Genomic DNA, 22,268 nt, shown 5'->3' on the forward strand with positions numbered 1-22,268 from the left:
AGTTACAAGCCCTTGTTCCCACCCCAGAAAAGCTGATTGCACTCGTCCATTATGGCAAAACAATTGAATTCTGCTGTCCAGGTAAAAAAACCCGCCCCTAACAAAGATGCTCCACTCAAAGAAGATATTCGTCTGCTGGGCCGCTTGCTGGGCGATGTGCTGCGCGAACAAGAGGGCGATTCGGTATTTGAAGTAGTAGAAACCATCCGCCAAACCGCGGTGCGCTTCCGCCGCGAATCGGATCCGCAAGCCGGCGCCGATCTCGACAAGCTGCTCAAGAAACTGACGCGCGACCAGACCAATTCGGTGGTGCGCGCGTTTTCTTATTTTTCGCACCTGGCCAATATCGCTGAAGACCAGCATCACAATCGCCGCCGCCGCGCCCATCTGCTGGCCGGATCGGCTGCGCAGCCTGGCAGCGTTGCCCATGCGCTGAGCAAGCTGGATGACGCTGGCGTATCGGGCGCCACCGTGCGTAGTTTCTTGAAAGACGCCTTGATTTCGCCGGTCCTGACTGCCCATCCGACCGAAGTGCAACGTAAGAGTATCCTGGATGCAGAGCGCGAAATTGCCCGCCTGCTGGCTGACCGCGACCGTCCGCTGACCGCCAAGGAACTGCGCGACAACACCGAACTGCTGCGCGGCCGTATCGCCACCTTGTGGCAAACCCGCATGCTGCGCTATACCAAACTGACCGTCGCCGATGAAATCGAAAACGCGCTGTCTTACTATCGCATCACCTTCCTGCGCGAGCTGCCGGCGCTGTACGATGACATCGAAGGCGAAATCGCCACCCAGTTCCCGACCCGCGCGCGCCAGGCCGGCGCTGGCGCCAGCAATGAACTAGCGCCATTCGTACAGATGGGCAGCTGGATCGGCGGCGACCGCGACGGCAATCCCAACGTCAACGCCAGCACCATGCAGCGCGCGCTGACACGGCAATCGACCACGATTTTCGATTTCTACCTGGAAGAAGTCCACGCCTTGGGTGCGGAATTGTCGGTATCGACCTTGATGGTCAGCGTCAACCAGGAATTGCTGGCGCTGGCGGAAAGCTCGCCTGACACCTCGGACCATCGCTCCGATGAACCCTATCGCCGCGCCCTGATCGGGATCTATGCACGGCTGGCATCGACCGCGCGCGAACTGGGCGCCACCAACATCCTGCGCCAGGAAGTCGGCGCCGCAGCCCACTATGCAACACCGCAGGAATTCACCCGCGAATTGCAGATCGTCGAAGATTCACTACGCGCCCACCACGGCAGCGCCTTGATCAAACCGCGCCTGGCGACACTCAAGCGCGCTTCCGAGATTTTCGCCTTCCACTTGGCCTCGCTCGACATGCGCCAGAGTTCCGATGTCCATGAGCGGGTCCTGACTGAGCTGTTTGCCCAGGCCCAGGTGGAAGGTGCTTACGACAAGCTCAGCGAAGAACAGAAGATCGAACTGCTGCTGGCTGAACTGGCCAAACCGCGTCTGCTGTATTCGCCGTATATCGCGTACTCCGACGAGACCGTTTCGGAACTGTCGATCCTGCGCGCCGCCGGCGAAATGCGGCAACGCTACGGCACACGGTCGATCCGCAATTACATCATTTCGCACACGGAGACCGTGTCCGACCTGCTGGAAGTCTTGTTGCTGCAACAGGAAACCGGCCTGCTGCGCCCTGATAGCGGAAAAGGTAAAGCCACTGTATCCGAGGCGCCGGAAGTGATGGTGATCCCGCTGTTCGAAACCATTCCCGATCTGCGCCGCGCCGCCGCGATCATGGAGCAATTCATGGCGTTGCCGCCGGTGGCGCGCCTGATCGCCAGACAAGGCCAGCTGCAGGAAGTCATGCTGGGTTATTCCGACTCCAACAAAGATGGCGGCTTCCTGACTTCCAACTGGGAACTGTACAAGGCCGAGATCCAGCTGGTACGCGTGTTCGATCGCGCCAGCGTCAAGCTGCGCCTGTTCCATGGCCGCGGCGGCACCGTCGGTCGTGGCGGTGGCCCGAGCTACCAGGCGATCCTGGCGCAACCGCCGGGTACCGTCAACGGCCAGATCCGCCTGACCGAACAAGGCGAGATCATCGCCTCCAAGTTTTCCAATCCGGAAATCGGCCGCCGCAATCTGGAGTTGCTAGTAGCAGCGACGCTGGAAGCCAGCCTGATGCCGAATAATGCCGACAGCAAGCAGGCTAAAAAGCTGGGTGAATTCGAGCAGTTGATGGATGGCTTGTCCGAGCGCGCTTACCAGTCGTATCGCAACCTGGTCTATGAAACCCCGGGCTTTACCGACTACTTCTTTGCAGCGACGCCGATTGCAGAGATCGCCGAACTGAACATCGGTTCGCGCCCTGCCTCACGCAAGGCAACCCGCCGCATCGAAGATTTGCGTGCGATCCCGTGGGGCTTTTCCTGGGGCCAGTGCCGCCTGCTGTTGCCGGGCTGGTACGGCTTCGGCAGTGCGATTGAAAGCTGGCTGGAGGAAGGCAAGGACAGCAAGCTCAGAACCCAGAAACTGGCGACGCTGCGCGCCATGTACAAGGAATGGCCGTTCTTCGCTACCTTGCTGTCGAACATGGACATGGTGCTGTCGAAAACCGACCTGGCGGTGGCTTCGCGCTATGCCGGGCTGGTCACCGACCGCAAGCTGCGCAACAGCATCTTCAAACGCATCGTCGATGAACATGAACGCACCAGCAGCATCTTGTCGGCGATTACCGGCGCCAAGGATCGTTTGTCTGGAAATCCGCTACTGGCGCGTTCGATCAAGAACCGCTTCGCCTACCTGGATCCGCTGAATCACTTGCAGGTGGAACTGATCAAGCGCCACCGCAGCGTTACCGCGGCGGGCCGGACTACCGAGGAACGTGTGAAGCGCGGCATCCATTTGAGCATCAATGGTATTGCTGCGGGCTTGCGCAATACCGGCTAGCCGTCTGAATGGAGGTGGTCAGCATCGCTGGCCATCTCTTCCCTGGCCACTTCCGTATCAAGCGCCGCGCGCAAACGCGGCAGGCTCTCCGGATAGTGCAGAGCGATGAAACCGATCATCGCTTCACGGATGGCGCAACGCAGATCGAACGCTGTGCCCGAGTCCTTGGCGCTGACCAGCAGGCGCAATTGCATGGCGCGCTCATTGGCGTCGGTCACGTGTAGCACGCAAACCCGGCCATCCCACAAAGTGGATTGCTTGCATACACGCTCGAATTCAGCACGCACGGCCGGCACCGGCACGGCAAAATCCAGCCATAGGAACACCGTGCCCAGGATGGTTGAGGAGGTGTGCGTCCAGTTCTCAAAGGGATTTTCGATAAACCATTGCAATGGCACGATCAGGCGCCGCTCATCCCATATCCGCACCACCACGAAGGTACCCGTGATTTCTTCGACTCGGCCCCACTCACCTTGAACGATCAAGACATCGTCGATGCGGATCGGCTGCGAAAATGCTATCTGCATGCCGGCAATGAAATTACCCAGCACCGGCCGTGCGGCAATGCCGGCGACCAGTCCGGCGACTCCGGCCGACGCTAGCAAGCTGGCGCCGAACTGGCGAGCGCCGGGCAAGGTCAGCAAGACGAAACTCAAACCGAGAAGCGCGGCAATGAAATAGGCGCTGCGCGTCAGTACCCTGGTCTGGGTCAGGATGCGGCGCGCTTTCAGGTTATCGGCGGCGGTGACAGGATTGAGCTGGACAACGGTCGCGCTTAACGCCCTGATGCAGCGCATTGCCAGCCATGTCAAGGCGATGATCAACGCCACCGAGGCCAGGTAGGACAACGGCACCAGCCAGGGGGTATCATCCGGCGCCCCGGTCAGCACCAGCCGCACCGCGAACAGGATCAGGCACACCTGGCTGGCGTGGTAAGCGATAAAACTAAGGTTGGCGAGATATGGCCGATTGCGGATTAGCCGCCGCAGCAGCATGATGCCGACATGATGCAACACGCCTGCAACCAATGCCGCCAACAGGGCCGCGCCAAGCACATAGAGGCTGGCCTCCAGGTATTGCAACTCGGGGAAAATACTCGGATTCATCCATCGCCTTCCATCGTTTGATCGGCCCCGGAGCTATTCCCCCTCGACCTGGGCCGACCTGGGCCGACCTTGACAGACCTCGGCCGACGTTAGAGTTTTTTCTGCAGCAGCATGGCCTTGCCCATGGCAGGATCCAGTTCATAACCGGCAAACCCGGTCGACTTGTACAACGCCTGGGCGAGCTGGTTGCCTTCCAACACTTCCAGCGTGATCTTGCAGCAGCCAAGGCCGTGCGCCACCTTCTCGACCTGAGCGATCAGCTTCTTCGAAATCCCGCGGCCGCGAAATTTTGCGGCGACCGCCAGATCATGGATATTCAGCAGCGGCTGACAGGCAAAAGTCGAGAATCCCTCGATGCAGATCGCCACGCCGGCTGGCTCGTCGTCGACAAAAGCCAGTACCACGTGGACATCGTTTCTTTTGCCGAGGGCAGCGATCAGGTTGCTTTTGACGAAATCGGCGAGCTGCTGCCCGCCGCCCATGGCGTCCATGGCATAGCCGTTCAGCAGCTCCACAATTGCACCGGCATGGCGTGCATCGGCAAAATCGGCGTTCACTATCTGAGTCATGTTTTTGATCCTGGTTCATTATTGATTGATGTTTCTGATTCTATATCAGCGTAGGGCAATGCCAGGCGGGTGCAAAAAAAGCGCAGCCGCTCCCCTTTTTAGTGACTTTAGTGACAATTTTCGGCAGCACTCGCCAAATTGGTGAACTGATACACCAATCTTGTATATCAGATTGGTGCATCAGGCCAAAATATCAGCTGATATCGCCTGGCATGCGACTTGCAGATACCACCGCATGACTGCCACCGCCAAATCGTCAACCCAGATCGCCGAACGGATTACCGAGGCAATGCTGGCGCGTAAACTCGCGCCCGGCACCCGCTTAGGCGAACAGCAACTGGCAGAATTGTTTGGCGTCAGCCGGACCCAGATTCGCGAGGCACTAACCCGTCTGGTGACACGCGGCATCGTCACCGTCAGCGCCCGCCGCGGCTGGTATGTGATTGAACCCACGCCAGAGGATGCGCGCGATGCCTTCGAGGCGCGCCGGGTGCTGGAATTGGGGCTGCTGCGGCATGCGCGGCCGATTGGCGCCGATGCCATCCGCAAGCTGCGCCAGCACGTCGAGCGCGAACAAGCCTCGCTGGAAGGCGAAGATGTCGCCAACCGCAGCTTCCTGCTAGGCGATTTCCATGTCTGCCTGTGTGAATCGTTTGGCAACACTTTGCTGGCCGACACCTTGCGCGATCTCACTACCCGCACCACCCTGACCGCCATGCAGTACCAGTCGTCACACCATGCCCGGCAATCCTGTGCCGAACACGTCGGCATCGTCGCGGCGCTGGAAAGCGGCAACCTGGAGCAGGCAGAGCAACTGATGCACACCCATTTATGCAACGTCGAAGCGGGCCTGGATCAATCGCTGCGCAGCGATCCGCTGTCACCGCTACGGCAAGCACTAGCGCCACTTAGAGATAATCTCGACAAGCCGTCATTTGCAATATCACCTCAGCTAAAGGAGTTTTAACATGAAATTTCCAAAGATTTTACTTGCCATGGTTGCCGCCACTGCCCTCTTCAGCAGCACCGCACGGGCCGACGCGCTCGACGATATTGTCAAGAGCGGTGTCCTGAAAGTCGCCGTGCCGCAAGACTTCCCGCCGTTCGGCTCGGTCACCAGCGATCTCAAGCCGCAAGGGCTGGACATCGACGTCGCTACCTTGATTGCTAAAAAACTAGGCGTCAAGATCGAACTGGTCCCGGTTACCAGCGCCAATCGCGTGCCTTACCTGCAAACCAGGAAAGTCGACCTGATCATTTCCAGCCTCGGCAAAAATCCGGAGCGCGAAAAAGTGATCGCCTTCAGCGACGCCTATGCGCCTTTCTATAACGGCGTATTCGGCGGCGCCGATCAAAAGGTCGCCAGTGCAGCCGATTTGGCCGGCAAAACCGTGGGCGTGACCCGTGGCGCCGTGGAAGACCTGGAACTGTCCAAGATCGCTCCAGCCAGCACCACCATCAAGCGCTACGAAGACAATAACGGCACCATCAGCGCGTTCTTGTCCGGCCAGGTGCAACTGGTCGCAACCGGCAACGTAGTGGCTGCCGCGATCATCGCCAAGAATCCGCCGAAGAAACCGGAAACGAAATTCCTGATCAAGAACTCGCCTTGCTCGATCGGCCTGAACAAGGACGAACCGAAATTGCTGGCCAAGGTTAATGAGATCCTGGCGCAAACCAAGAAGGATGGCGAATTGAATGCGGTGAGCGTGAAGTGGCTGGGCTTGCCTTTGCCGGCTAATCTGTAAACCCGACTTGCCACCACCACCAGCTTAGGCAAGACATGAGTTATCACTTCGATTTTCTGGCGCCGTTCGACTATCCAGCCGTCCTCATCAAGGGCGTGCTGGTGACAATCGAGCTGATCGCAATCGGCGGCGTGCTCGGAATAGCGGTCGGCATCTTCGGCGCATGGGCCCGTACCCAGGGGCCGCGCTGGTTGCGGCCGCTGGTCAGCGCCTACGTGGAATTGATCCGCAACACGCCATTCCTGATCCAGCTGTTTTTCATTTTCTTCGGTTTGCCGGGGATCGGTTTGCAAATCGGCGAGATGGAGGCGGCAATATTGGCCATGGTGATCAATCTGGGCGCCTACAGCTGTGAAATCATCCGCGCCGGTATCGCCGCCGTCGCTCGCGGCCAGATCGAAGCCGGATTAAGCCTGGCAATGACCAGGATGCAGATATTCCGTCATATCATCCTGCCGCCGGCCTTGCAAAAAATCTGGCCGGCCCTGTCCAGCCAGGTGGTGATCGTGATGCTGGGTTCTGCCGTGTGTTCGCAAATTGCGGTGGAAGAACTGGCGTATGCGGCCAACTTCATCCAGGGCCGCAACTTCCGTTCGTTTGAATCGTATCTGCTGTCGACTGCCATCTATCTGGTGCTGGCGATCGGCTTGCGGCAATTGCTGCGTTTGATTGGTGACCGGCTTTTTGGCCGGCCTGTAGCCAGGGAGGCCGCATGATTTCCTTTTCGACCTGGGACATCGTCCGCAACCTGTTGCTGGCAATGCGCTGGACCGTATTGCTGTCGCTGGCGTCGTTTGCCTTGGGCGGCCTGCTGGGACTGGTCATCTTGTTCTTGCGAAGCTCGAAGCAAGCCTGGTTGCGCCGCCTCACCAAAATGTATATCGAACTGTTCCAAGGCACGCCCTTGCTGATGCAATTGTTCCTGGCCTTTTTCGGCCTGGCTTTGTTTGGCCTGGAAGTGCCAGCCTGGCTTGCCGCCGGCCTGGCGCTGACTTGCTGGAGCAGCGCCTATCTGGCCGAAATCTGGCGCGGCTGCGTTGACGCCGTTCCGCGTGGCCAATGGGAAGCATCGTCTTGCCTGGCGATGAGCTACATGCAGCAAATGCGCCACGTGATTTTGCCGCAGGCCTTGCGTATCGCGATTCCGCCTACGGTAGGTTTTAGCGTGCAAATCGTCAAAGGTACAGCGGTCACCTCCATCATCGGCTTCGTTGAACTGTCGAAAGCCGGCACCATGATCACCAACGCTACGTTTCAGCCGTTCACCGTGTATGCCTTGGTGGCGCTGATGTATTTTGCGTTGTGCTGGCCGCTGTCCAAATACAGTCAGTCTCTGGAAAGGAAATTCAATGCCACTAATCGCCATTGATAACGTAAAGAAAAGTTTCGGCGATAACCAGGTGCTGAAAGGCATCCGGCTCGATGTCGAAGCAGGTGAAGTGATTGCCATCATTGGCAAAAGCGGCTCCGGCAAGAGTACTCTGCTGCGCTGTATCAACGGTCTGGAAAGCATCGACGAGGGCAATATCAGCGTCGCCGGATCGCATCTGGGCAAGACCGAGCTGGAATTGCGGGCGCTGCGCCTCAAGGTCGGCATGATCTTCCAGCAATTCAATCTGTTTCCGCACCTGACTGTGGGCCGCAACGTGATGCTGTCGCCGATGATCGTCAAGGGAACGCCGGAGAGCGAGGCGCGCAAATCGGCGCAGGAAAACCTGGCACGGGTCGGCCTTGCCGAAAAATTCGATGCTTATCCGGATCAGTTGTCCGGCGGCCAGCAGCAGCGGGTGGCGATTGCACGCGCGCTGACGATGCAGCCGCAGGCCTTGCTGTGCGATGAGATTACCTCTGCACTTGATCCTGAACTGGTGAACGAGGTATTGGCGGTGGTGCGCGGTCTGGCGGAGGAAGGCATGACGCTGTTGATGGTGACGCACGAAATGCGCTTTGCGCGTGAGGTCTGCGATCGCGTAGTGTTCATGCATCAGGGAAAGGTGCATGAAATCGGCGCGCCGGAGGATATTTTTGCGAACCCGAAAACAGTCGAACTGCAGCAGTTTCTGGGCGCCTCGCACTAAGCTTCAATCAACGCCGAAATTGGCAAACCGGGTGAGCTGATCCGCAATTCTGTAAAATTGCGGATTAGCTCCTGTTAATTGTGGAAGTACACATGAATTCAATCAGCACTACCCCGCCACTCGCTGCCGATCTGATCTCCTTCATCGAAGGCTTGCCGAAAGCGGAATTGCACCTGCATATTGAAGGCACGCTGGAACCTGAACTACTGTTCTCGCTGGCCCAACGCAACAATGTCAAACTGCCGTACGCCTCGGTCGAAGAACTGCGCGCCGCCTACGCCTTCACCGATCTGCAATCGTTTCTCGACCTGTACTATGCTGGTGCTGCCGTATTGCAGACCGAACAGGATTTTTACGATATGACGATGGCATACATCGTCCGTTCACGCGCCGACAACGTGCGCCATTCGGAAATTTTCTTCGATCCGCAAACCCATACCGAACGCGGCATCGGCATCGATGTAGTATTTGCAGGGATCGCCCGCGCCCTGCGTGAAGCGCGCGACAAGTACGGCTTCAGCAGCGCCATGATCATGTCGTTCCTGCGTCATTTATCGGAAGAAGATGCCTTCGCGACCTTGGAAGAAGCGCTGCCCTTGCGTGCGCAATATCGTGACCTGTGGATAGGTATAGGCCTGGATTCCGCGGAGCGCGGCAATCCCCCCGAAAAATTTGCACGGGTCTTTGCGCGTTGCCGCGAACTCGGTTTTCACCTGGTTGCCCACGCCGGCGAAGAAGGCCCGCCGCAATACGTTGAGGCCGCACTCGATGTGCTGCATGTGGAACGTATCGATCATGGCGTGCGCAGCGAGGAGGACCCGGCCTTGATGAAACGGCTGGCGCAGCAACGCATCCCGCTGACGGTATGCCCGCTGTCCAACCTCAAGTTATGCGTGGTCGACGACATGCGCAACCACAACCTGGCGCGCATGCTGCATGCCGGCCTGGCGGTTACCGTGAACTCTGACGATCCGGCCTACTTCGGCGGCTACATGAACGCCAATTTCCTGGCGGTGGCGGCAGCGCTGCGCTTGAGCCGCACCGAATTGGTGATGCTGGCGCGGAATGCTTTTGAGGCGACATTCTTACCTGCCGCGGCAAAGCAGCAACTGCTGCTGGAGCTGGATGGTTACTGTATGGCGCATTAGCCTTACGCCCCCCTCCATTGCAGCACCGCCCGCAAGCCGCCGCACCGCACAGGTCCGGCGGTTTTTTTTGCGCCTGAAACCGGACAGGCAAAAAAAAAGCCCGCATACCTTGCGGTTGCGGGCTGAATCCAAACCTAGGAGGTGTTGGAGGAGACAGGCGTAACTATAGCGATGCTACTTCTACTTGTATGCTTTAGAGTTCGCATACCTGATATTCCGCAAGCGTATAACGAATCTGGCCCAACGCCCTAAAAGCTGTAATGTCCTTGCCAGCCGGACAGTTTCCGTGCAACATGGATAAGCAGCCAGATAGCCTGCTCTATCGATCCCGTCTGACTCTGCGCAACCGTATTATCGTGGAGACCATGATGGACAACGTACTTGCTGCACCTCGCCTGACCAACGCCGGCATTCTGTTTTCGGTGACGGTCGAATTTCAACAGTATCAGTGCCTGGTGCCAGCAACCACACTCTCAGATCTGTCGCATTCGAAAGACCCTAAACTCGACTTGCTCGTCACTTATCGGGCATTCCAGACAAAAATCGAAGGCGTTGCACGGCGCTTGATCGGCGCCGGCATTATCGGCAAACCGCTGGTTATCGGCAGCGGTTATTTCCAATAATTCCCGGACTGACCTGATTTCACTAACTCACCGCATGCGGCCTGCGCATGCGGTGGATTGTCACGTGTCGGCAAACGCACGCTTCTTCAACAACGCTGCGCGCAGCTTGTCATATGCCAGGTTGAAGACGAAGGTGTAAGGCAGGAAGAAGAGCAGCAAGCCGATGTCGAGAATCAGTGCATCGAGCAAGCTCATATTCAGCCACCATGCCACCAAGGGCACGACAATTGCGACCAGCCCGGCTTCAAATGCAGTAGCGTGCACCACCCGCATGGCCATGGTGCGGACCAGGCGCCAATGGCGCTCGATGCGGTCGAACAGGCTGTTGAAAATCATGTTCCAGATCATCGCCACCAGCGAAATCATCAGCGTCAGCAAGCCCGCGTGGGCCATCGGCACCTTCAACACCCAGGCTAATACCGGTGCTGTCATTGAGACTGCCAACACCTCAAAAATCAGTGCGTGAGTAGCGCGCTCGGTCCAGGTTTTGTGCGTATTCATATTGCCTCCCATTACTTCAAAATTGGTTGATGAAGTCGATGAGGCTATTTTCTTCGATTTTCCTGATACTATAAAAGTAATAACCATCGGATAAACCGATGGATAAACACATAGACACATAGACACATACATAGGAACCAGCACGGATGCGGCACTCCCTGGAAACGCTATTCATGTTTGTCGAAGCCGCCACGCAAGGCTCGTTTTCGGCGGCAGCCCGCAAACTCGGCAAACAGCAATCCACCGTCAGCGAAGCGATCGCCAACCTGGAAATCGACCTCGGACTGACGCTGTTCGATCGCAGCACCCGCCGCCCGACGCTGACTGAGCAAGGCCGGGCGATGCTGGTACATGCGCAGCAGGTGATGGAGGCCACCGACCGCCTTGAACGATCAGCGCACCGGCTAGCTGGCGGGCTGGAACCGCAATTGACTTTGGTGTTGTCGGATACCTACCAGTCGGACCGCTTCGAGCACATCCTCACCAGTTTCGAACAGCGCTACCCCGAACTAGAGCTGGAATGCATGATTGCGGAGCACAACGATGTGGTCTCCCTGGTGCAGGAAGGACGCGCCAATCTCGGGCTGGTGGCGGCGCAGCCGGACTACGCGCCGGATATCGGTTTTGAATCGGTCCCGGATCGTTCGGCAATCGGTTTGTACGTCGGCAAACAACATCCGCTGGCGCGGGCAAAACATATCTCCACCGAGATGCTGCATGGCGCGCGCGAGCTGCGCCTGAGTACCTACGCCGACGATGCGGTGCAACGCCGGCGCGGTAAATGCTGGACTGCGTCCAGTTACCTGCTGTTGCTGGAAATGACGGAATTGGGCTTCGGCTGGGCCGAGTTGCCACACTGGATGGCCAAGCGCTTTGCCGCCAACAGCTTGCTCGAGCTGAAGGTGCGCGGCTGGCCGAAAAGCATACAGGTCGATGCGGTCTGGTCGCGGCAGCGTGGCTTGGGACCGGCCGGCAGCTGGCTGCTGGATACCTTGATGGCGCGATGAGCAGGTGATTTGCGGCGTATTCGTGCTGTATTGGCGATGCGTCGGTTACGGCAGCGATATCTGGCGCGAATTTTGCTGTTGTCCGATATCACCCAAAAAACAGACAAAAAATGTTAATCCTCCTCGCCTCCGTCACCTTTGCCGCTTTGCTGGCTTTTTTCCTGTTGCGTAAAGAGTTTAAAACACGCGGTTTCCTGTCAACTTATAACCGCAATGCCCGCTCTGACGCCCGATTGCAGCGCGGCCGGACGATCAAGCCGCACCAGTAAGGTCAATGTCGGCACATTGCCGGCACAGAAACCAAACCGCGCAGGGTGAGCACATCGTGTCCAGCCTGCGCGGCCGCATGGCTGCTCTCTTTGCCCTCTTCCCGCCAGACAAAAAAAAGCCCGCTGGGCCTTGCGGCGCGGGCTGAATCCAAACCGTAGAGGTTGGAGGAGACGAATCAACTATATGACGAAATATGCGGCACTGCAATATAGTAAAAATACGGTATCAGATGCAAAAAAACCTGCGGCCGTGAGGCAAGCAGGTTTTTTTAATTCTTCAATACAGGAGAAGATTCCCGAAACCCAGTCCTATCTGGAAAGTGGCTCCGACGTGTAACGAATCTACTCTTGTATTGGCCCGGATCACGTTTAAGACGTTGTACGCGACAGGCAATTTCTGAATTATACACAGATTTTGTAGTTAATGCAAGAAAAGTGACGAAGAATGCGCATTTACCACGAGCCATGTGGATAAAAAAAAGCCCGCTAGACCTTTCGGTGCGGGCTTGAATCCAAACCTTGTGAGGTGTTGGAGGAGACAGGTACAACTATATAGACCCGCCCCCGGCACCGCCAATTTATTTAACGCATATCAGTTATTCATAGGGCTGATAGCGCTACCATCCCACTGCCGTATAGGATAAGCGCCGGCCCTCGTCAGCGCTCTGGCGCGCCAGTTCGAGAATTTCCGCGACGCTGACCGCAGCATCGGCCGCAACCGGAAATGGCGCACCATCCTGAACCGAAGCCGCCAGCGCACGATAAAATTCCTCGTAAGCACCATCCAGCGTAGCCAGTTCACCACGCAGATCAAGCTCGCCCTCCACTTCCCTGATCAAGCCGGGCGGGTTTTTAGCCCAACCGGGCTGTCCGGGACGCAAACCAGCCTTGAGCTGATCTTCCTGGCTGTCGAGTCCTGATTTCAGATAGCTGCCGCGGCGGCCATGCACCACAAAGCGCGGCGCCTCCAATGCGCTCAGGGCGCTGGCGTGCAACACCACCTGCTTATCGGGATAGCCCAGCTGCAAGTGGACATAGTCGTCTGCCTGGGCATGCTCGCGGTAGGTGCCGATGGTCGCATTGACACTTTGCGGAGCGCCAAACAATGTCAGTGCCTGGTCGATCAAATGCGGCCCAAGGTCATACAGCAAACCGCCTCCGGTTAACGCATTCTCGCGCCAGCGCTGCCGTACCAGGGGCCGGAAACGGTCGAAATGCGATTCAAAATGCGTGATATGGCCAAGCCGGCCGCTGGCGACCAGCAATTGCAAAGTACGGAAATCGCCATCCCAGCGACGATTATGGAACGGCGCCAGCAACAGTTTGCTATCTGCGGCCATGCGCGCCAGGGTGCGCGCCTCGGCTGCGCTCAGCGTGACCGGTTTATCGACCACCACATGCTTGCCTGCCGCCAATACACGACGGGCGAATTCAAAATGCGTGTCATTGGGCGTTGCGATCACGATGCATTCGATCGCCGAATCCGCCAGCAAACCATCGAGATCGGCAACAAAGCGCGCCCGCGGCCACGCTTTGGCGGCAGCCTCGGTTTGACTGCTGGCAATCGCGCTAACCTCGGTGCGCCCCGAGTATCCGATGAGTGGCGCATGAAAAGTGGCGCCGGCAAAACCGTAGCCTAACAGGCCTACTTTCAAGATGGACATGGCTCTCCTTCTACATTACGGGATAGATTAGGGTGGATTCAGATAAGTCCGGATGGATTCAGCCAAAGCAAATGATGATTGAAAAAGTTACCCACAGAAATTGTGGACAGTCCTGTGGATAACTATCACTAATTTTAATCAAGTCTTTGATTTATATGATTTTTTACCGAACGCACAAGGTTAGTACTTCGGACCGGACTTGCAACAACTTGCGCGATGGCTTGATTGCCCCCAAAGGCGGCAGCGTAAATAACCGCTTCGGTGGCAACTCCGGCGCGATTCAGGGGGCCGAAGAATCGATATCGGCCAGGGATTCACGCCCTTTTTCGGTGATGTCGTAACCGTCGCCGGCAGACCTGGCGATGACATGTCCCTTTTTCCCGAGGAACAGCGCAACATCAGCCGCAAGCTTGGTGCCAGGGTCGCTCGCCACGGCGCGCAAACCATCTATGCAATTCCTGATGAACAAGGTCTGCTGGCCTTTTTCGGTCAAGGACAGGCCACCGTTTTTTTCATACGCAATGTACTTCAGTCCGGCCAGGCGCTTGGTATTGCGTGCCACGCAAGCGCTCACCCTGCCGTGCGCACCCTTGCCGATCTGGCCCAGCGCGTCGTATTCATCTCTTGTCAAACTGTCGTTCATTACTGCTTCCTCTGTAAGTATTTGCCTTGCTGCGACCCCCATGGTACGCGCCGCAATGGATAGCAGCAAGGCTGCAGGACTTCCGTCGCCAGGCGGAAGCATCGATTAACGCCATTGATAACTACAACTGCGAAATAAAATCTGGTATCGTTACCGCAGGTATTCCAACCTCATGCACAAGGAGACATTTATGGATTTAATAGAAAAATTCGACGCCAAAGGCAAAGAAACCGGGGACGCCTATCATGTAGAGTGTTATGAAAACACGATTGAAAGAGCCACCGCAAACGGCGTAATCAGTAGCCTGCCAGTATCGAAAACCTACCAGCTGGCCGATGGACGTGCGCTGAACCCGTATTCGGAAGGGAAATTTGTGATTGTGCAGACTGGCGAGAAGATCTACCGGATTTAATCTGCGTTTCGACCACCCACATGCCAGCCTGCGACCACTAAGGACGCAGGCTTTTTTATTCGGGAAAGAGAATTGTATTGCTGCAGAACCCGCCCTACGCCCGGCCACCCTCGCGCAAAGTCCTGATCAACAGATCCGCCATGATGGTTCCATCGAATTCCCGGAAACCACGCTGATAAACCAATGCCCCCACCGCAATCAGCCGATATAACTCTTCGTCAGTAAGCTTGTATGACAATTTTGCAATCTCGTTGGCAAACATCTGCACGATATCGTCGTCACTGGTGTGCGGTACCTGATGACTCGCCCTGCTCCACATCTCGATGATCTTCGCTGCCTTCATATAAGCCTCCAGGAGACTTTTTATTATAGATGCCGCTGCGCAAATATCCAGTCGTCAAAGCAGGCATAGCGTCGCGACATTATTGGAAAAATAACTATATCGGACACAATACAGGCTGCCTTTCACGCATGACGGCGACAATGTTGTCACCAGCCTTAGCGTGATGCAGGATTGTTGTTCTTGCAGCTCGCACACCTCGGCATCCAGGAAATCGAAATAGCGTCCGACAAAAGGATAAAGCGCTTTGAACAAGCTTTCCTTAGCCGAGAAAACCAGGCTCAGCCAGCGTGCAAGCGGCAGGCCGGCAGCGTTGCCGAGGGCTAGTTCTGCCGCCGTCATCGAGTGCTCAACCAACGGTACTGCCGCTGCATTGGTGAGGATCCGTTCAATATCGATTCCCAACCCGCGCCATGACCTGGCGGTGGTCACAATGGCAATCGCCAGTCCGTCGCCGTGACTGATTGAGCCCAGGTAGCCAGCAGGCCAGAGCGGCGCCCTGTGCTGGCCGATGGCGAGCGTCGCCCGGCTCTCGCAGCCCAGCTGTTGTAGCGCTTCGCGCGCGCAAAACCTGCCTGCGGCGAACTCGACTTGCCGCTTTAACACCGCATTTTCCAGGCTCTCGGGCAAAACAATGCCGCCGGCTTCCAGGCCGGCCAGTTGTCCGGCATCGACCGTATAACGCAAGCTGGCCTGGCGGATAGACTCGGGCATTTCCGGCAAGATGATTCCGGTCATGTCATTTTCTGGAATTGGCATGTGTCTTTTCAGGGCTGAACAGTTTTGTACGGATGACAAAACATTATAACGATCAGCGACGGCACTGATGCGTCCGGGCCAAGAAACAAAAAATGCAAAAAACAAAACCCGCGCACCTTACGGCAGCGGGTTAACTGGAATGCAACAAGATACAACGAAACTGGTGCCGGTGATCGAGGCTACCGGCCAACCTGCTGATGGCAAAACACCCTTCGAAAAGCCCCTGCCCGATTGATTGAGTTGGTCTTTATGAGTGAGCACTAAATCAACAAGTCGAATCGTACCGGGTTAACATGACAACGGTATGACGCAAGCATGACAATGCTCGCGCCTGGCTTCATTCTCGCCGCAGGTTTTTGTCTATGGCGGACAGGCAAAAAAAAGCCCGTGATACCTTGCGGTCACGGGCAGGATCCAAACTCGGGGAGAGTTGAGGAGACGGTCTATTGTAGCTTTACTACAAGATCGGCGCAGCTGTCAGTAATGACAGGGGTGCAAAGCGTCGATAGCTGCCGAAGCGCTGATTCAATCCGGGTTCAATATCCGCCGTAAGGCTTCGAAAAAAAGCGCCGACTGCAAGCGTTCTCCCTGCAATTGTTGCGCAACGCGTTCTGCCAGTTCCGCGCGTACCGGCCGTAAAGCGCGGCCGGTAGAGCTAGCCAGGACTTGCGCGGTGCAAGCTCGCTCCAGATAATACAAATCGTCGTAAGCGTAGTCGATCCGCTCGCCGCAGACCACCACGCCATGATTGCCAAGAAAAACGACGTCGGCGCCAGACATTGCATTGGCGATACGCTCGCCTTCCGATCCATCCAGCGCCAATCCATTGTACTGGTCATCGATGGCGATCCGGCCGTGATAACGCATGGCATTCTGCGACAAAGTCGTATCCAGGCCGCGCGCCTCTGTCAGCGTCAGCGCCGTTGCATAAGGCATATGGGTGTGAAGCACGCAGTTTTTCCGGGCGATGCGGTGAATCGCTGCATGAATGAACATTGCGGTGGGTTCAACTTCGTGCCGGCCAGCGAGTTTGCGGCCGGTCGCGTCAATCATGACGATATCGCCGGCTTGTATCTCGCTCCACATCAGGCCCCGCGGATTGAGGAGGAACAGATCGCTGCGATCCGGCAATGCCACGCTGAAATGATTGCAAACTCCCTCTCCTAACCCGTGATGCGCTGCAGCACGCAGAGCCAACGCCAGATCGGCTCGCAATGCCGCCACAACGGGTGAATTGAAAATTGCTTCGATGTCAGAGGAAATCGCGTTCATGAGAGCCTTTAGAAATGTTTTGGACGATAGTATCGAGAAACACAAAACTTCAGTTCATGGATTCTCCCACTTAATCCTGGATATCTGAAGCTGTCCGCCACTTCCACCACTTCCGGCATGTAAGTTTCTGGTAAGTTTCAAGCAAGTCCCGCGTAAGGTTTTTCCTGCACACTCCAAATCAGCTGTACCAAATATAAATAATCAAGGAGACCGGCATGGCCACATTACAACCTACCGCAGGTGGGCTTAAACCTGCTACACGGGGTATTACACCAGAGGAGCGCAAAGTCATTTTTGCATCTTCCCTGGGCACCGTATTCGAATGGTACGACTTCTACCTGTACGGCTCGCTGGCGGCAATCATCGCCAAGCAGTTCTTCTCCGGCACAGATCCTAATACCGGCTTCATTTTTGCATTGCTGGCATTTGCGGCAGGCTTTATCGTGCGCCCTTTCGGCGCGCTGGTGTTTGGCCGCCTGGGTGACATGATCGGCCGTAAATTCACCTTCCTGGTGACGATCCTGATCATGGGCGCATCGACCTTCATCGTCGGCATCCTGCCGAATTACGCCACTATCGGGATTGCCGCTCCTATCATTCTGATTACCTTGCGCATCCTGCAAGGCCTGGCACTGGGCGGCGAGTATGGCGGTGCGGCTACCTATGTCGCCGAACATGCACCGGACGACAAACGCGGCGCGTTCACCTCCTGGATTCAAACTACCGCGACACTGGGCCTGTTCCTGTCGCTGCTGGTGATCCTGGGCGTACGTAGCGCCGTCGGCGAAGAAGCGTTTTCGGCCTGGGGCTGGCGCATTCCTTTCCTGGTCTCGGTCATCCTGCTGGCAGTCTCGGTCTGGATTCGCCTGTCGATGAACGAGTCGCCGGCTTTTGCCAAAATGAAGGCAGAAGGCAAGACCTCCAAAGCACCTTTGACAGAAGCTTTCGGCCAATGGAAAAATCTGAAACTGGTGATCCTGGCGCTGATCGGCCTGACCGCCGGCCAGGCCGTGGTCTGGTACACAGGTCAGTTCTACGCCCTGTTCTTCCTGACTCAAGCCCTGAAGGTGGACATGTCCACCGCCAACATCCTGATTGCACTCGCCCTGTTGCTGGGCACGCCGTTCTTTGTGATCTTCGGTACGCTGTCCGACAAGATCGGCCGCAAACCCATCATCATGGCCGGCTGCCTGATTGCCGCGCTGACCTACTTCCCGATTTTTTCCGGCCTGACGCACTATGCCAATCCTGCGCTGGAAGCGGCACTGAAGAACGCACCGGTGATCGTTACCGCCGATCCGGCGACTTGCCAGTTCCAGTTCAACCCTACCGGCACCAAGAAATTCACATCGTCTTGTGACATTGCCAAAGCCAAGCTGTCGGCTGCCTCGGTGAACTATGAAAACGTCGTCGGCGCTCCTGGTTCGGTCGCCACTATCAAGATCGGCGAAAAGATCCTGACTTCGTATGACGCCAACGGCTTGTCGAAAGAAGATGCTGCCGCCAAGGACAAGGCGTTCTCGACAGAACTGGCTGGCGACATCAAAGGCGCAGGCTATCCGAGCAAGGCCGATCCGGATCAGATGAACAAGCCGATGGTGCTGTTGCTGCTGTTTATCCTGGTGATCTACGTGACCATGGTTTACGGCCCGATCGCAGCAATGCTGGTGGAAATGTTCCCTACCCGCATCCGCTACACTTCGATGTCCATGCCTTACCATATCGGCAACGGCTGGTTCGGCGGTTTGCTGCCAACCACTGCCTTCGCACTGGTGGCGTTCAAGGGCGATATCTACTATGGCCTCTGGTATCCGATCGTCATCGCAGCAGCCACTTTTGTCATCGGCATGCTGTTTGTCAAGGAAACCAAAGACTACGATATTTACCAGGCCGAGCGCTAATCAACGATATGGCATATCCTTACGGCTATGCCTGAGCAGCGTAAAAAGAGCCGCCAGATGATTCTGGCGGCTTTTTTCATTCTGCCAACTGTCCATGCGCCTCGATATTTGGTATTGTCGGGCGTTGGCCAACAATAATGCTTTGCTTTACATGGCCAGCCGAATTCAGAAAATACACGCCCTCTTATTTACGAACTGCCATCATCTACTTCACCCATCAACGATTAATACGGCGCGTCATGCACCGCAGCTCCTTTCCAAAATGAAGACACCAAACAGAATCGGTACCCCGCTCTCCCCTTCCGCCACCAAAGTCATGCTGCTGGGCTCCGGCGAACTTGGCAAAGAAGTCATCATCTCGCTGCAACGGCTGGGCGTTGAAGTGATTGCCGTCGACCGCTATCCGAACGCCCCAGGCCATCAGGTCGCGCATCGCTCGCATGTCATCAACATGGCCGATGGCGTGGCGCTGGAAGCGCTGATTGCGCAAGAGAAGCCTGATCTGGTGGTACCGGAAATTGAAGCGATTGCCACTGAAACGCTGGTCGCACTGGAAGCGGCCGGCAAGGTCACCGTGATCCCGACGGCGCGTGCCGCCTGGCTGACCATGAACCGCGAAGGCATCCGCCGTCTGGCTGGCGAGACGCTGGGACTGGCAACTTCGCCTTACCGCTTCGCCAACAACCTGGATGAATTGAAAGCCGCCTGCTCGGCAATCGGCTTTCCTTGCGTGATCAAACCGGTCATGTCGTCTTCCGGCAAAGGCCAGTCGAAACTCGACAGCGCCAGTGAAATAGAAGCAGCCTGGGCTTATGCCGCGGCTGGTGGCCGGGTCGATTCCGGGCGCGTCATCGTTGAAGGTTTTATCGATTTCGATTATGAAATTACGCTGTTGACAGTCAGAGCGCTGCAGCAGGATGGCAGCATCGCCACTCATTTCTGCGAGCCGATCGGCCACGTCCAGGTGCAAGGCGATTACGTCGAATCCTGGCAGCCGCATCCAATGCATCCGGAAGCGCTGCTCAAGGCGCGCGATATCGCCAAGAAAGTCACCGACAACCTCGGTGGCCTGGGCTTGTTCGGCGTCGAGCTGTTCGTCAAGAACGAGATGGTCTGGTTCTCCGAAGTCAGCCCGCGCCCGCACGACACCGGCATGGTCACCATGGCCAGCCAGCAGCAAAATGAATTCGAGTTGCATGCCAAGGCCATCCTCGGCTTGCCGGTCAACGTTGCCCTCCGCAGCCCGGCGGCTTCGGCGGTTATCTATGGCCAGCACGACGCCAAGGGAATTGCCTTTGAAGGCGTGGCGGACGCGTTACGGGTTCCAGGCGTGGATATTCGCCTGTTCGGCAAACCGGAGTCGTTCCAGCGTCGTCGCATGGGCGTCGCGCTGGCTACCGGCGACGACGTCGAGACCGCGCGCATACGCGCCAAGCAGGCTGCGGCCAAGGTCAAGCCGGTGATCGTAGATTAATCCGATACAAAGCAGCTAGCAACACAGCGGTACCGTAACAAAGGGTAGTAGAGACATCGCTCCGGACTCCGGTTCGGGGCGATCCAGATTAAAAGAACAAATAACCACACATTCACCATGAAATTCGATGTCGCCATTATCGGTAGCGGGCTGGCAGGCCTGTCGGTCGCGTTGCACCTCGCTGAGACCAACAAAGTTGCAGTCATCTCCAAACGCGCGCTGCTCGACGGCGCCAGCAACTGGGCCCAGGGCGGCATCGCCGCTGTGCTCGATTCCGGCGACAGCCACGAACAGCATATCAACGACACCCTGATCGCGGGCGCCGGTTTATGCGACGAAAGCGCGACCCGCTTCATTGTTGAAAACGGCCGCTCCGCAATTGAATGGCTGATCGAACAAGGCGTACCCTTCACGCCTGACGCCAGCGCGGAACTGGGCTTCCACCTGACCCGCGAAGGCGGCCACAGCCAGCGCCGCATCATCCATGCCGCCGACGCCACCGGCCATGCGGTGCAAGTCACGCTGGAACAGAAGGTGCGCGCCCATCCCAACATCACGCTGCTGGAAGATCATTACGCCATCGACTTGATCACGTCGAAGAAGGTCGCCACTGGCGATAACGCTCCCCGCTGTCTCGGCCTGTACGCAAAAAACGTCAAGACCGGCAAAGTGCTGACCCTGGCTGCCAACCATACGGTGCTGGCGACCGGCGGCGCCGGCAAGGTCTACCTGTACACCACCAATCCCGACAGCGCCACCGGCGACGGCATCGCCATGGCCTGGCGCGCCGGTTGCCGGGTAGCGAACATGGAATTCATCCAGTTCCATCCGACCTGCCTGTACCATCCTTATGCCAAGTCGTTCCTGATCACCGAAGCGATCCGCGGCGAAGGCGGCGTACTCAAATTGCCGGATACCGAAGGCGCCGATGCCGGCCTGCGTTTCATGCCGGCACACGACGAACGGGCCGAACTGGCGCCGCGCGACGTGGTGGCGCGGGCGATCGACTTCGAGATGAAAAAACGCGGCCTTGATCATGTCGATCTCGACATCACGCACAAGTCGCCGGAATTCCTGAAAGAGCATTTCCCTACTATCTATGCCCGTTGCATGGAACTCGGCATCGACATCACCAAACAGGCGATTCCGGTGGTGCCTGCAGTCCATTTCACCTGCGGCGGCATCGTTACCGACCTCAACGGCCGCACCGACTTGCCCGGCTTGTACGCAGTCGGCGAAACCGCTTATACCGGCTTGCACGGCGCCAACCGCCTGGCCAGCAATTCGCTGCTGGAATGCGTGGTGGTCGGCCGCGCCACCGCTAAATTCATCGCACAGCAAGAAAAGCCGAAAGCCATACCGCTGCCGGCCTGGGATGAAAGCCGCGTGACCGACGCCGATGAAGAAGTCGTGATTTCTCACAACTGGGATGAATTGCGTCGCTTCATGTGGAATTACGTCGGCATCGTGCGCACCAATAAACGGTTGGAACGGGCTCAGCACCGGATCCGCTTGCTGAAGGAAGAGATCGACGAGTACTACGCCCACTTCCGCATCAGCCGCGATTTGCTAGAGTTGCGCAACCTGGTGCAGGTGGCTTCGCTGATCGTCGAAAGCGCACTGTCGCGCCATGAAAGCCGTGGCCTGCACTACAGCCAGGATTATCCAGAGACGCTGGCCAAGGCTTTGCCGAGCGTGCTGACACCGCCACAGCGGCGTTAAGCGTTAGATTACGTTCATCCGGCGCGCAGACGAATAGACGAATTGCGCGCCAAGAAACGGAGTGTTTGCCGCCGGCACCGGCGCTACACTCCGTTTTTCCAAGAAAAAAT

General features: G+C 57.1%; 23 protein-coding genes. 15 read left to right on the plus strand and 8 right to left on the minus strand.

Features of this window, described 5'->3' with window-relative positions; genetic code table 11:
- The first annotated feature begins 51 nt into the window (after positions 1-51).
- Positions 52-2,922 carry a phosphoenolpyruvate carboxylase gene (gene ppc / locus BM205_RS16165; RefSeq protein ID WP_092415901.1) on the plus strand — a complete coding sequence of 957 codons (2,871 nt, stop codon included), beginning with the start codon at positions 52-54 and terminating at the stop codon, positions 2,920-2,922.
- Here the strand turns inward: ppc and BM205_RS16170 are convergent.
- Together BM205_RS16170 and BM205_RS16175 are read right to left on the minus strand one after the other, a co-directional pair.
- A complete protein-coding gene (locus BM205_RS16170) occupies positions 2,919-4,028 on the minus strand; it encodes a mechanosensitive ion channel family protein (protein WP_092415902.1) in 1,110 nt (369 codons plus the stop codon). The genes ppc and BM205_RS16170 overlap by 4 nt on opposite strands.
- An 89-nt stretch (positions 4,029-4,117) precedes the next feature.
- Positions 4,118-4,597, minus strand: a complete 480-nt coding sequence (locus BM205_RS16175; protein WP_092415903.1) for a GNAT family N-acetyltransferase — start codon at positions 4,595-4,597, stop codon at positions 4,118-4,120.
- Between the two features lie 235 nt (positions 4,598-4,832).
- Here BM205_RS16175 and BM205_RS16180 point away from each other — a divergent pair, with 235 nt between their 5' ends.
- From BM205_RS16180 to BM205_RS16210, 7 genes are all read left to right on the plus strand, one after another.
- Complete coding sequence (locus BM205_RS16180) at positions 4,833-5,564, plus strand: GntR family transcriptional regulator (protein ID WP_092415904.1); 732 nt, start codon at positions 4,833-4,835, stop codon at positions 5,562-5,564.
- A gap of 1 nt (position 5,565) precedes the next feature.
- Positions 5,566-6,345, plus strand: a complete 780-nt coding sequence (locus BM205_RS16185) for a transporter substrate-binding domain-containing protein (protein ID WP_092415905.1) — start codon at positions 5,566-5,568, stop codon at positions 6,343-6,345.
- Positions 6,346-6,380: 35 nt separating this feature from the next.
- A complete protein-coding gene (locus BM205_RS16190; protein WP_092415906.1) occupies positions 6,381-7,061 on the plus strand; it encodes an amino acid ABC transporter permease in 681 nt (226 codons plus the stop codon).
- Positions 7,058-7,714, plus strand: coding sequence for an amino acid ABC transporter permease (locus tag BM205_RS16195; RefSeq protein ID WP_092415907.1), 657 nt, complete (start codon positions 7,058-7,060; stop codon positions 7,712-7,714). The genes BM205_RS16190 and BM205_RS16195 overlap by 4 nt, the downstream gene beginning before the upstream one ends.
- Entirely contained in the window at positions 7,695-8,423 is a 729-nt protein-coding gene (locus BM205_RS16200; protein ID WP_092415908.1) for an amino acid ABC transporter ATP-binding protein, read from the plus strand. Before BM205_RS16195 ends, BM205_RS16200 begins: the two co-directional genes overlap by 20 nt.
- Positions 8,424-8,515: 92 nt before the next feature.
- Positions 8,516-9,571, plus strand: coding sequence for an adenosine deaminase (locus BM205_RS16205; RefSeq protein ID WP_092415909.1), 1,056 nt, complete (start codon positions 8,516-8,518; stop codon positions 9,569-9,571).
- Between the two features lie 293 nt (positions 9,572-9,864).
- A complete protein-coding gene (locus tag BM205_RS16210) occupies positions 9,865-10,194 on the plus strand; it encodes a DUF1488 family protein (protein ID WP_175511290.1) in 330 nt (109 codons plus the stop codon).
- 60 nt (positions 10,195-10,254) lie between these two features.
- Here BM205_RS16210 and BM205_RS16215 read toward each other — a convergent pair whose 3' ends face one another.
- The gene (locus BM205_RS16215) at positions 10,255-10,695 is read right to left on the minus strand and encodes a multidrug/biocide efflux PACE transporter (protein WP_092415911.1); all 441 of its coding nucleotides are present in this window, start codon (positions 10,693-10,695) and stop codon (positions 10,255-10,257) included.
- 146 nt (positions 10,696-10,841) lie between these two features.
- Between BM205_RS16215 and BM205_RS16220 the strand changes: the two genes are divergently transcribed.
- Both BM205_RS16220 and BM205_RS24335 read left to right on the plus strand, forming a co-directional pair.
- The gene (locus tag BM205_RS16220; protein WP_092415912.1) at positions 10,842-11,702 is read left to right on the plus strand and encodes a LysR family transcriptional regulator; all 861 of its coding nucleotides are present in this window, start codon (positions 10,842-10,844) and stop codon (positions 11,700-11,702) included.
- Between the two features lie 110 nt (positions 11,703-11,812).
- Positions 11,813-11,971 carry a hypothetical protein gene (locus tag BM205_RS24335; protein WP_175511291.1) on the plus strand — a complete coding sequence of 53 codons (159 nt, stop codon included), beginning with the start codon at positions 11,813-11,815 and terminating at the stop codon, positions 11,969-11,971.
- Between the two features lie 617 nt (positions 11,972-12,588).
- On the opposite strand, the gene BM205_RS16225 is transcribed toward BM205_RS24335, so the two are convergent.
- Both BM205_RS16225 and BM205_RS16230 read right to left on the minus strand, forming a co-directional pair.
- Positions 12,589-13,635, minus strand: a complete 1,047-nt coding sequence (locus tag BM205_RS16225; RefSeq protein WP_092415913.1) for an oxidoreductase — start codon at positions 13,633-13,635, stop codon at positions 12,589-12,591.
- A 280-nt stretch (positions 13,636-13,915) separates the two neighbouring features.
- On the minus strand, positions 13,916-14,278 hold the full coding sequence (locus BM205_RS16230; protein WP_092415914.1) for a hypothetical protein: 363 nt from the start codon (positions 14,276-14,278) through the stop codon (positions 13,916-13,918).
- A 190-nt stretch (positions 14,279-14,468) separates the two neighbouring features.
- Here BM205_RS16230 and BM205_RS16235 point away from each other — a divergent pair, with 190 nt between their 5' ends.
- Positions 14,469-14,690 (plus strand): hypothetical protein, encoded by a 222-nt coding sequence (locus BM205_RS16235; protein WP_092352557.1) that lies wholly within the window; start codon positions 14,469-14,471, stop codon positions 14,688-14,690.
- A gap of 94 nt (positions 14,691-14,784) precedes the next feature.
- On the opposite strand, the gene BM205_RS16240 is transcribed toward BM205_RS16235, so the two are convergent.
- Positions 14,785-15,033: a hypothetical protein gene (locus BM205_RS16240; RefSeq protein WP_092415915.1), complete on the minus strand. Its 249-nt coding sequence runs from the start codon at positions 15,031-15,033 to the stop codon at positions 14,785-14,787.
- 54 nt (positions 15,034-15,087) lie between these two features.
- Positions 15,088-15,789, minus strand: coding sequence for a 4'-phosphopantetheinyl transferase family protein (locus tag BM205_RS16245; protein WP_092415916.1), 702 nt, complete (start codon positions 15,787-15,789; stop codon positions 15,088-15,090).
- A gap of 67 nt (positions 15,790-15,856) precedes the next feature.
- On the opposite strand from BM205_RS16245, the gene BM205_RS24340 reads away from it, so the two are divergent.
- Positions 15,857-16,024, plus strand: a complete 168-nt coding sequence (locus tag BM205_RS24340) for a hypothetical protein (RefSeq protein WP_175511292.1) — start codon at positions 15,857-15,859, stop codon at positions 16,022-16,024.
- Between the two features lie 290 nt (positions 16,025-16,314).
- On the opposite strand, the gene BM205_RS16250 is transcribed toward BM205_RS24340, so the two are convergent.
- The gene (locus BM205_RS16250) at positions 16,315-17,061 is read right to left on the minus strand and encodes an aldolase (protein WP_092415917.1); all 747 of its coding nucleotides are present in this window, start codon (positions 17,059-17,061) and stop codon (positions 16,315-16,317) included.
- Between the two features lie 215 nt (positions 17,062-17,276).
- On the opposite strand from BM205_RS16250, the gene BM205_RS16255 reads away from it, so the two are divergent.
- From BM205_RS16255 to nadB, 3 genes are all read left to right on the plus strand, one after another.
- Positions 17,277-18,962 carry an MFS transporter gene (locus BM205_RS16255; RefSeq protein ID WP_092415918.1) on the plus strand — a complete coding sequence of 562 codons (1,686 nt, stop codon included), beginning with the start codon at positions 17,277-17,279 and terminating at the stop codon, positions 18,960-18,962.
- Positions 18,963-19,224: 262 nt separating this feature from the next.
- Positions 19,225-20,436 (plus strand): formate-dependent phosphoribosylglycinamide formyltransferase, encoded by a 1,212-nt coding sequence (gene purT, locus BM205_RS16260; protein WP_092415919.1) that lies wholly within the window; start codon positions 19,225-19,227, stop codon positions 20,434-20,436.
- Positions 20,437-20,553: 117 nt separating this feature from the next.
- On the plus strand, positions 20,554-22,158 hold the full coding sequence (gene nadB / locus BM205_RS16265; protein WP_092415920.1) for an L-aspartate oxidase: 1,605 nt from the start codon (positions 20,554-20,556) through the stop codon (positions 22,156-22,158).
- The last annotated feature ends 110 nt before the right edge of the window (positions 22,159-22,268 follow it).

The sequence above is a fragment of the Collimonas sp. OK307 genome (assembly GCF_900113705.1).
Taxonomy (GTDB): domain Bacteria; phylum Pseudomonadota; class Gammaproteobacteria; order Burkholderiales; family Burkholderiaceae_D; genus Collimonas.

What these genes read in the sequence shown, in the direction of transcription:
- ppc (WP_092415901.1), top strand. Translation starts at nt 52, where the DNA reads ATGGCAAAACAATTGAATTCTGCTGTCCAGGTAAAAAAACCCGCCCCT.
- BM205_RS16170 (WP_092415902.1), bottom strand. Translation starts at nt 4,028, where the DNA reads ATGAATCCGAGTATTTTCCCCGAGTTGCAATACCTGGAGGCCAGCCTC.
- BM205_RS16175 (WP_092415903.1), bottom strand. Translation starts at nt 4,597, where the DNA reads ATGACTCAGATAGTGAACGCCGATTTTGCCGATGCACGCCATGCCGGT.
- BM205_RS16180 (WP_092415904.1), top strand. Translation starts at nt 4,833, where the DNA reads ATGACTGCCACCGCCAAATCGTCAACCCAGATCGCCGAACGGATTACC.
- BM205_RS16185 (WP_092415905.1), top strand. Translation starts at nt 5,566, where the DNA reads ATGAAATTTCCAAAGATTTTACTTGCCATGGTTGCCGCCACTGCCCTC.
- BM205_RS16190 (WP_092415906.1), top strand. Translation starts at nt 6,381, where the DNA reads ATGAGTTATCACTTCGATTTTCTGGCGCCGTTCGACTATCCAGCCGTC.
- BM205_RS16195 (WP_092415907.1), top strand. Translation starts at nt 7,058, where the DNA reads ATGATTTCCTTTTCGACCTGGGACATCGTCCGCAACCTGTTGCTGGCA.
- BM205_RS16200 (WP_092415908.1), top strand. Translation starts at nt 7,695, where the DNA reads ATGCCACTAATCGCCATTGATAACGTAAAGAAAAGTTTCGGCGATAAC.
- BM205_RS16205 (WP_092415909.1), top strand. Translation starts at nt 8,516, where the DNA reads ATGAATTCAATCAGCACTACCCCGCCACTCGCTGCCGATCTGATCTCC.
- BM205_RS16210 (WP_175511290.1), top strand. Translation starts at nt 9,865, where the DNA reads ATGGATAAGCAGCCAGATAGCCTGCTCTATCGATCCCGTCTGACTCTG.
- BM205_RS16215 (WP_092415911.1), bottom strand. Translation starts at nt 10,695, where the DNA reads ATGAATACGCACAAAACCTGGACCGAGCGCGCTACTCACGCACTGATT.
- BM205_RS16220 (WP_092415912.1), top strand. Translation starts at nt 10,842, where the DNA reads ATGCGGCACTCCCTGGAAACGCTATTCATGTTTGTCGAAGCCGCCACG.
- BM205_RS24335 (WP_175511291.1), top strand. Translation starts at nt 11,813, where the DNA reads ATGTTAATCCTCCTCGCCTCCGTCACCTTTGCCGCTTTGCTGGCTTTT.
- BM205_RS16225 (WP_092415913.1), bottom strand. Translation starts at nt 13,635, where the DNA reads ATGTCCATCTTGAAAGTAGGCCTGTTAGGCTACGGTTTTGCCGGCGCC.
- BM205_RS16230 (WP_092415914.1), bottom strand. Translation starts at nt 14,278, where the DNA reads ATGAACGACAGTTTGACAAGAGATGAATACGACGCGCTGGGCCAGATC.
- BM205_RS16235 (WP_092352557.1), top strand. Translation starts at nt 14,469, where the DNA reads ATGGATTTAATAGAAAAATTCGACGCCAAAGGCAAAGAAACCGGGGAC.
- BM205_RS16240 (WP_092415915.1), bottom strand. Translation starts at nt 15,033, where the DNA reads ATGAAGGCAGCGAAGATCATCGAGATGTGGAGCAGGGCGAGTCATCAG.
- BM205_RS16245 (WP_092415916.1), bottom strand. Translation starts at nt 15,789, where the DNA reads ATGCCAATTCCAGAAAATGACATGACCGGAATCATCTTGCCGGAAATG.
- BM205_RS24340 (WP_175511292.1), top strand. Translation starts at nt 15,857, where the DNA reads ATGCGTCCGGGCCAAGAAACAAAAAATGCAAAAAACAAAACCCGCGCA.
- BM205_RS16250 (WP_092415917.1), bottom strand. Translation starts at nt 17,061, where the DNA reads ATGAACGCGATTTCCTCTGACATCGAAGCAATTTTCAATTCACCCGTT.
- BM205_RS16255 (WP_092415918.1), top strand. Translation starts at nt 17,277, where the DNA reads ATGGCCACATTACAACCTACCGCAGGTGGGCTTAAACCTGCTACACGG.
- purT (WP_092415919.1), top strand. Translation starts at nt 19,225, where the DNA reads ATGAAGACACCAAACAGAATCGGTACCCCGCTCTCCCCTTCCGCCACC.
- nadB (WP_092415920.1), top strand. Translation starts at nt 20,554, where the DNA reads ATGAAATTCGATGTCGCCATTATCGGTAGCGGGCTGGCAGGCCTGTCG.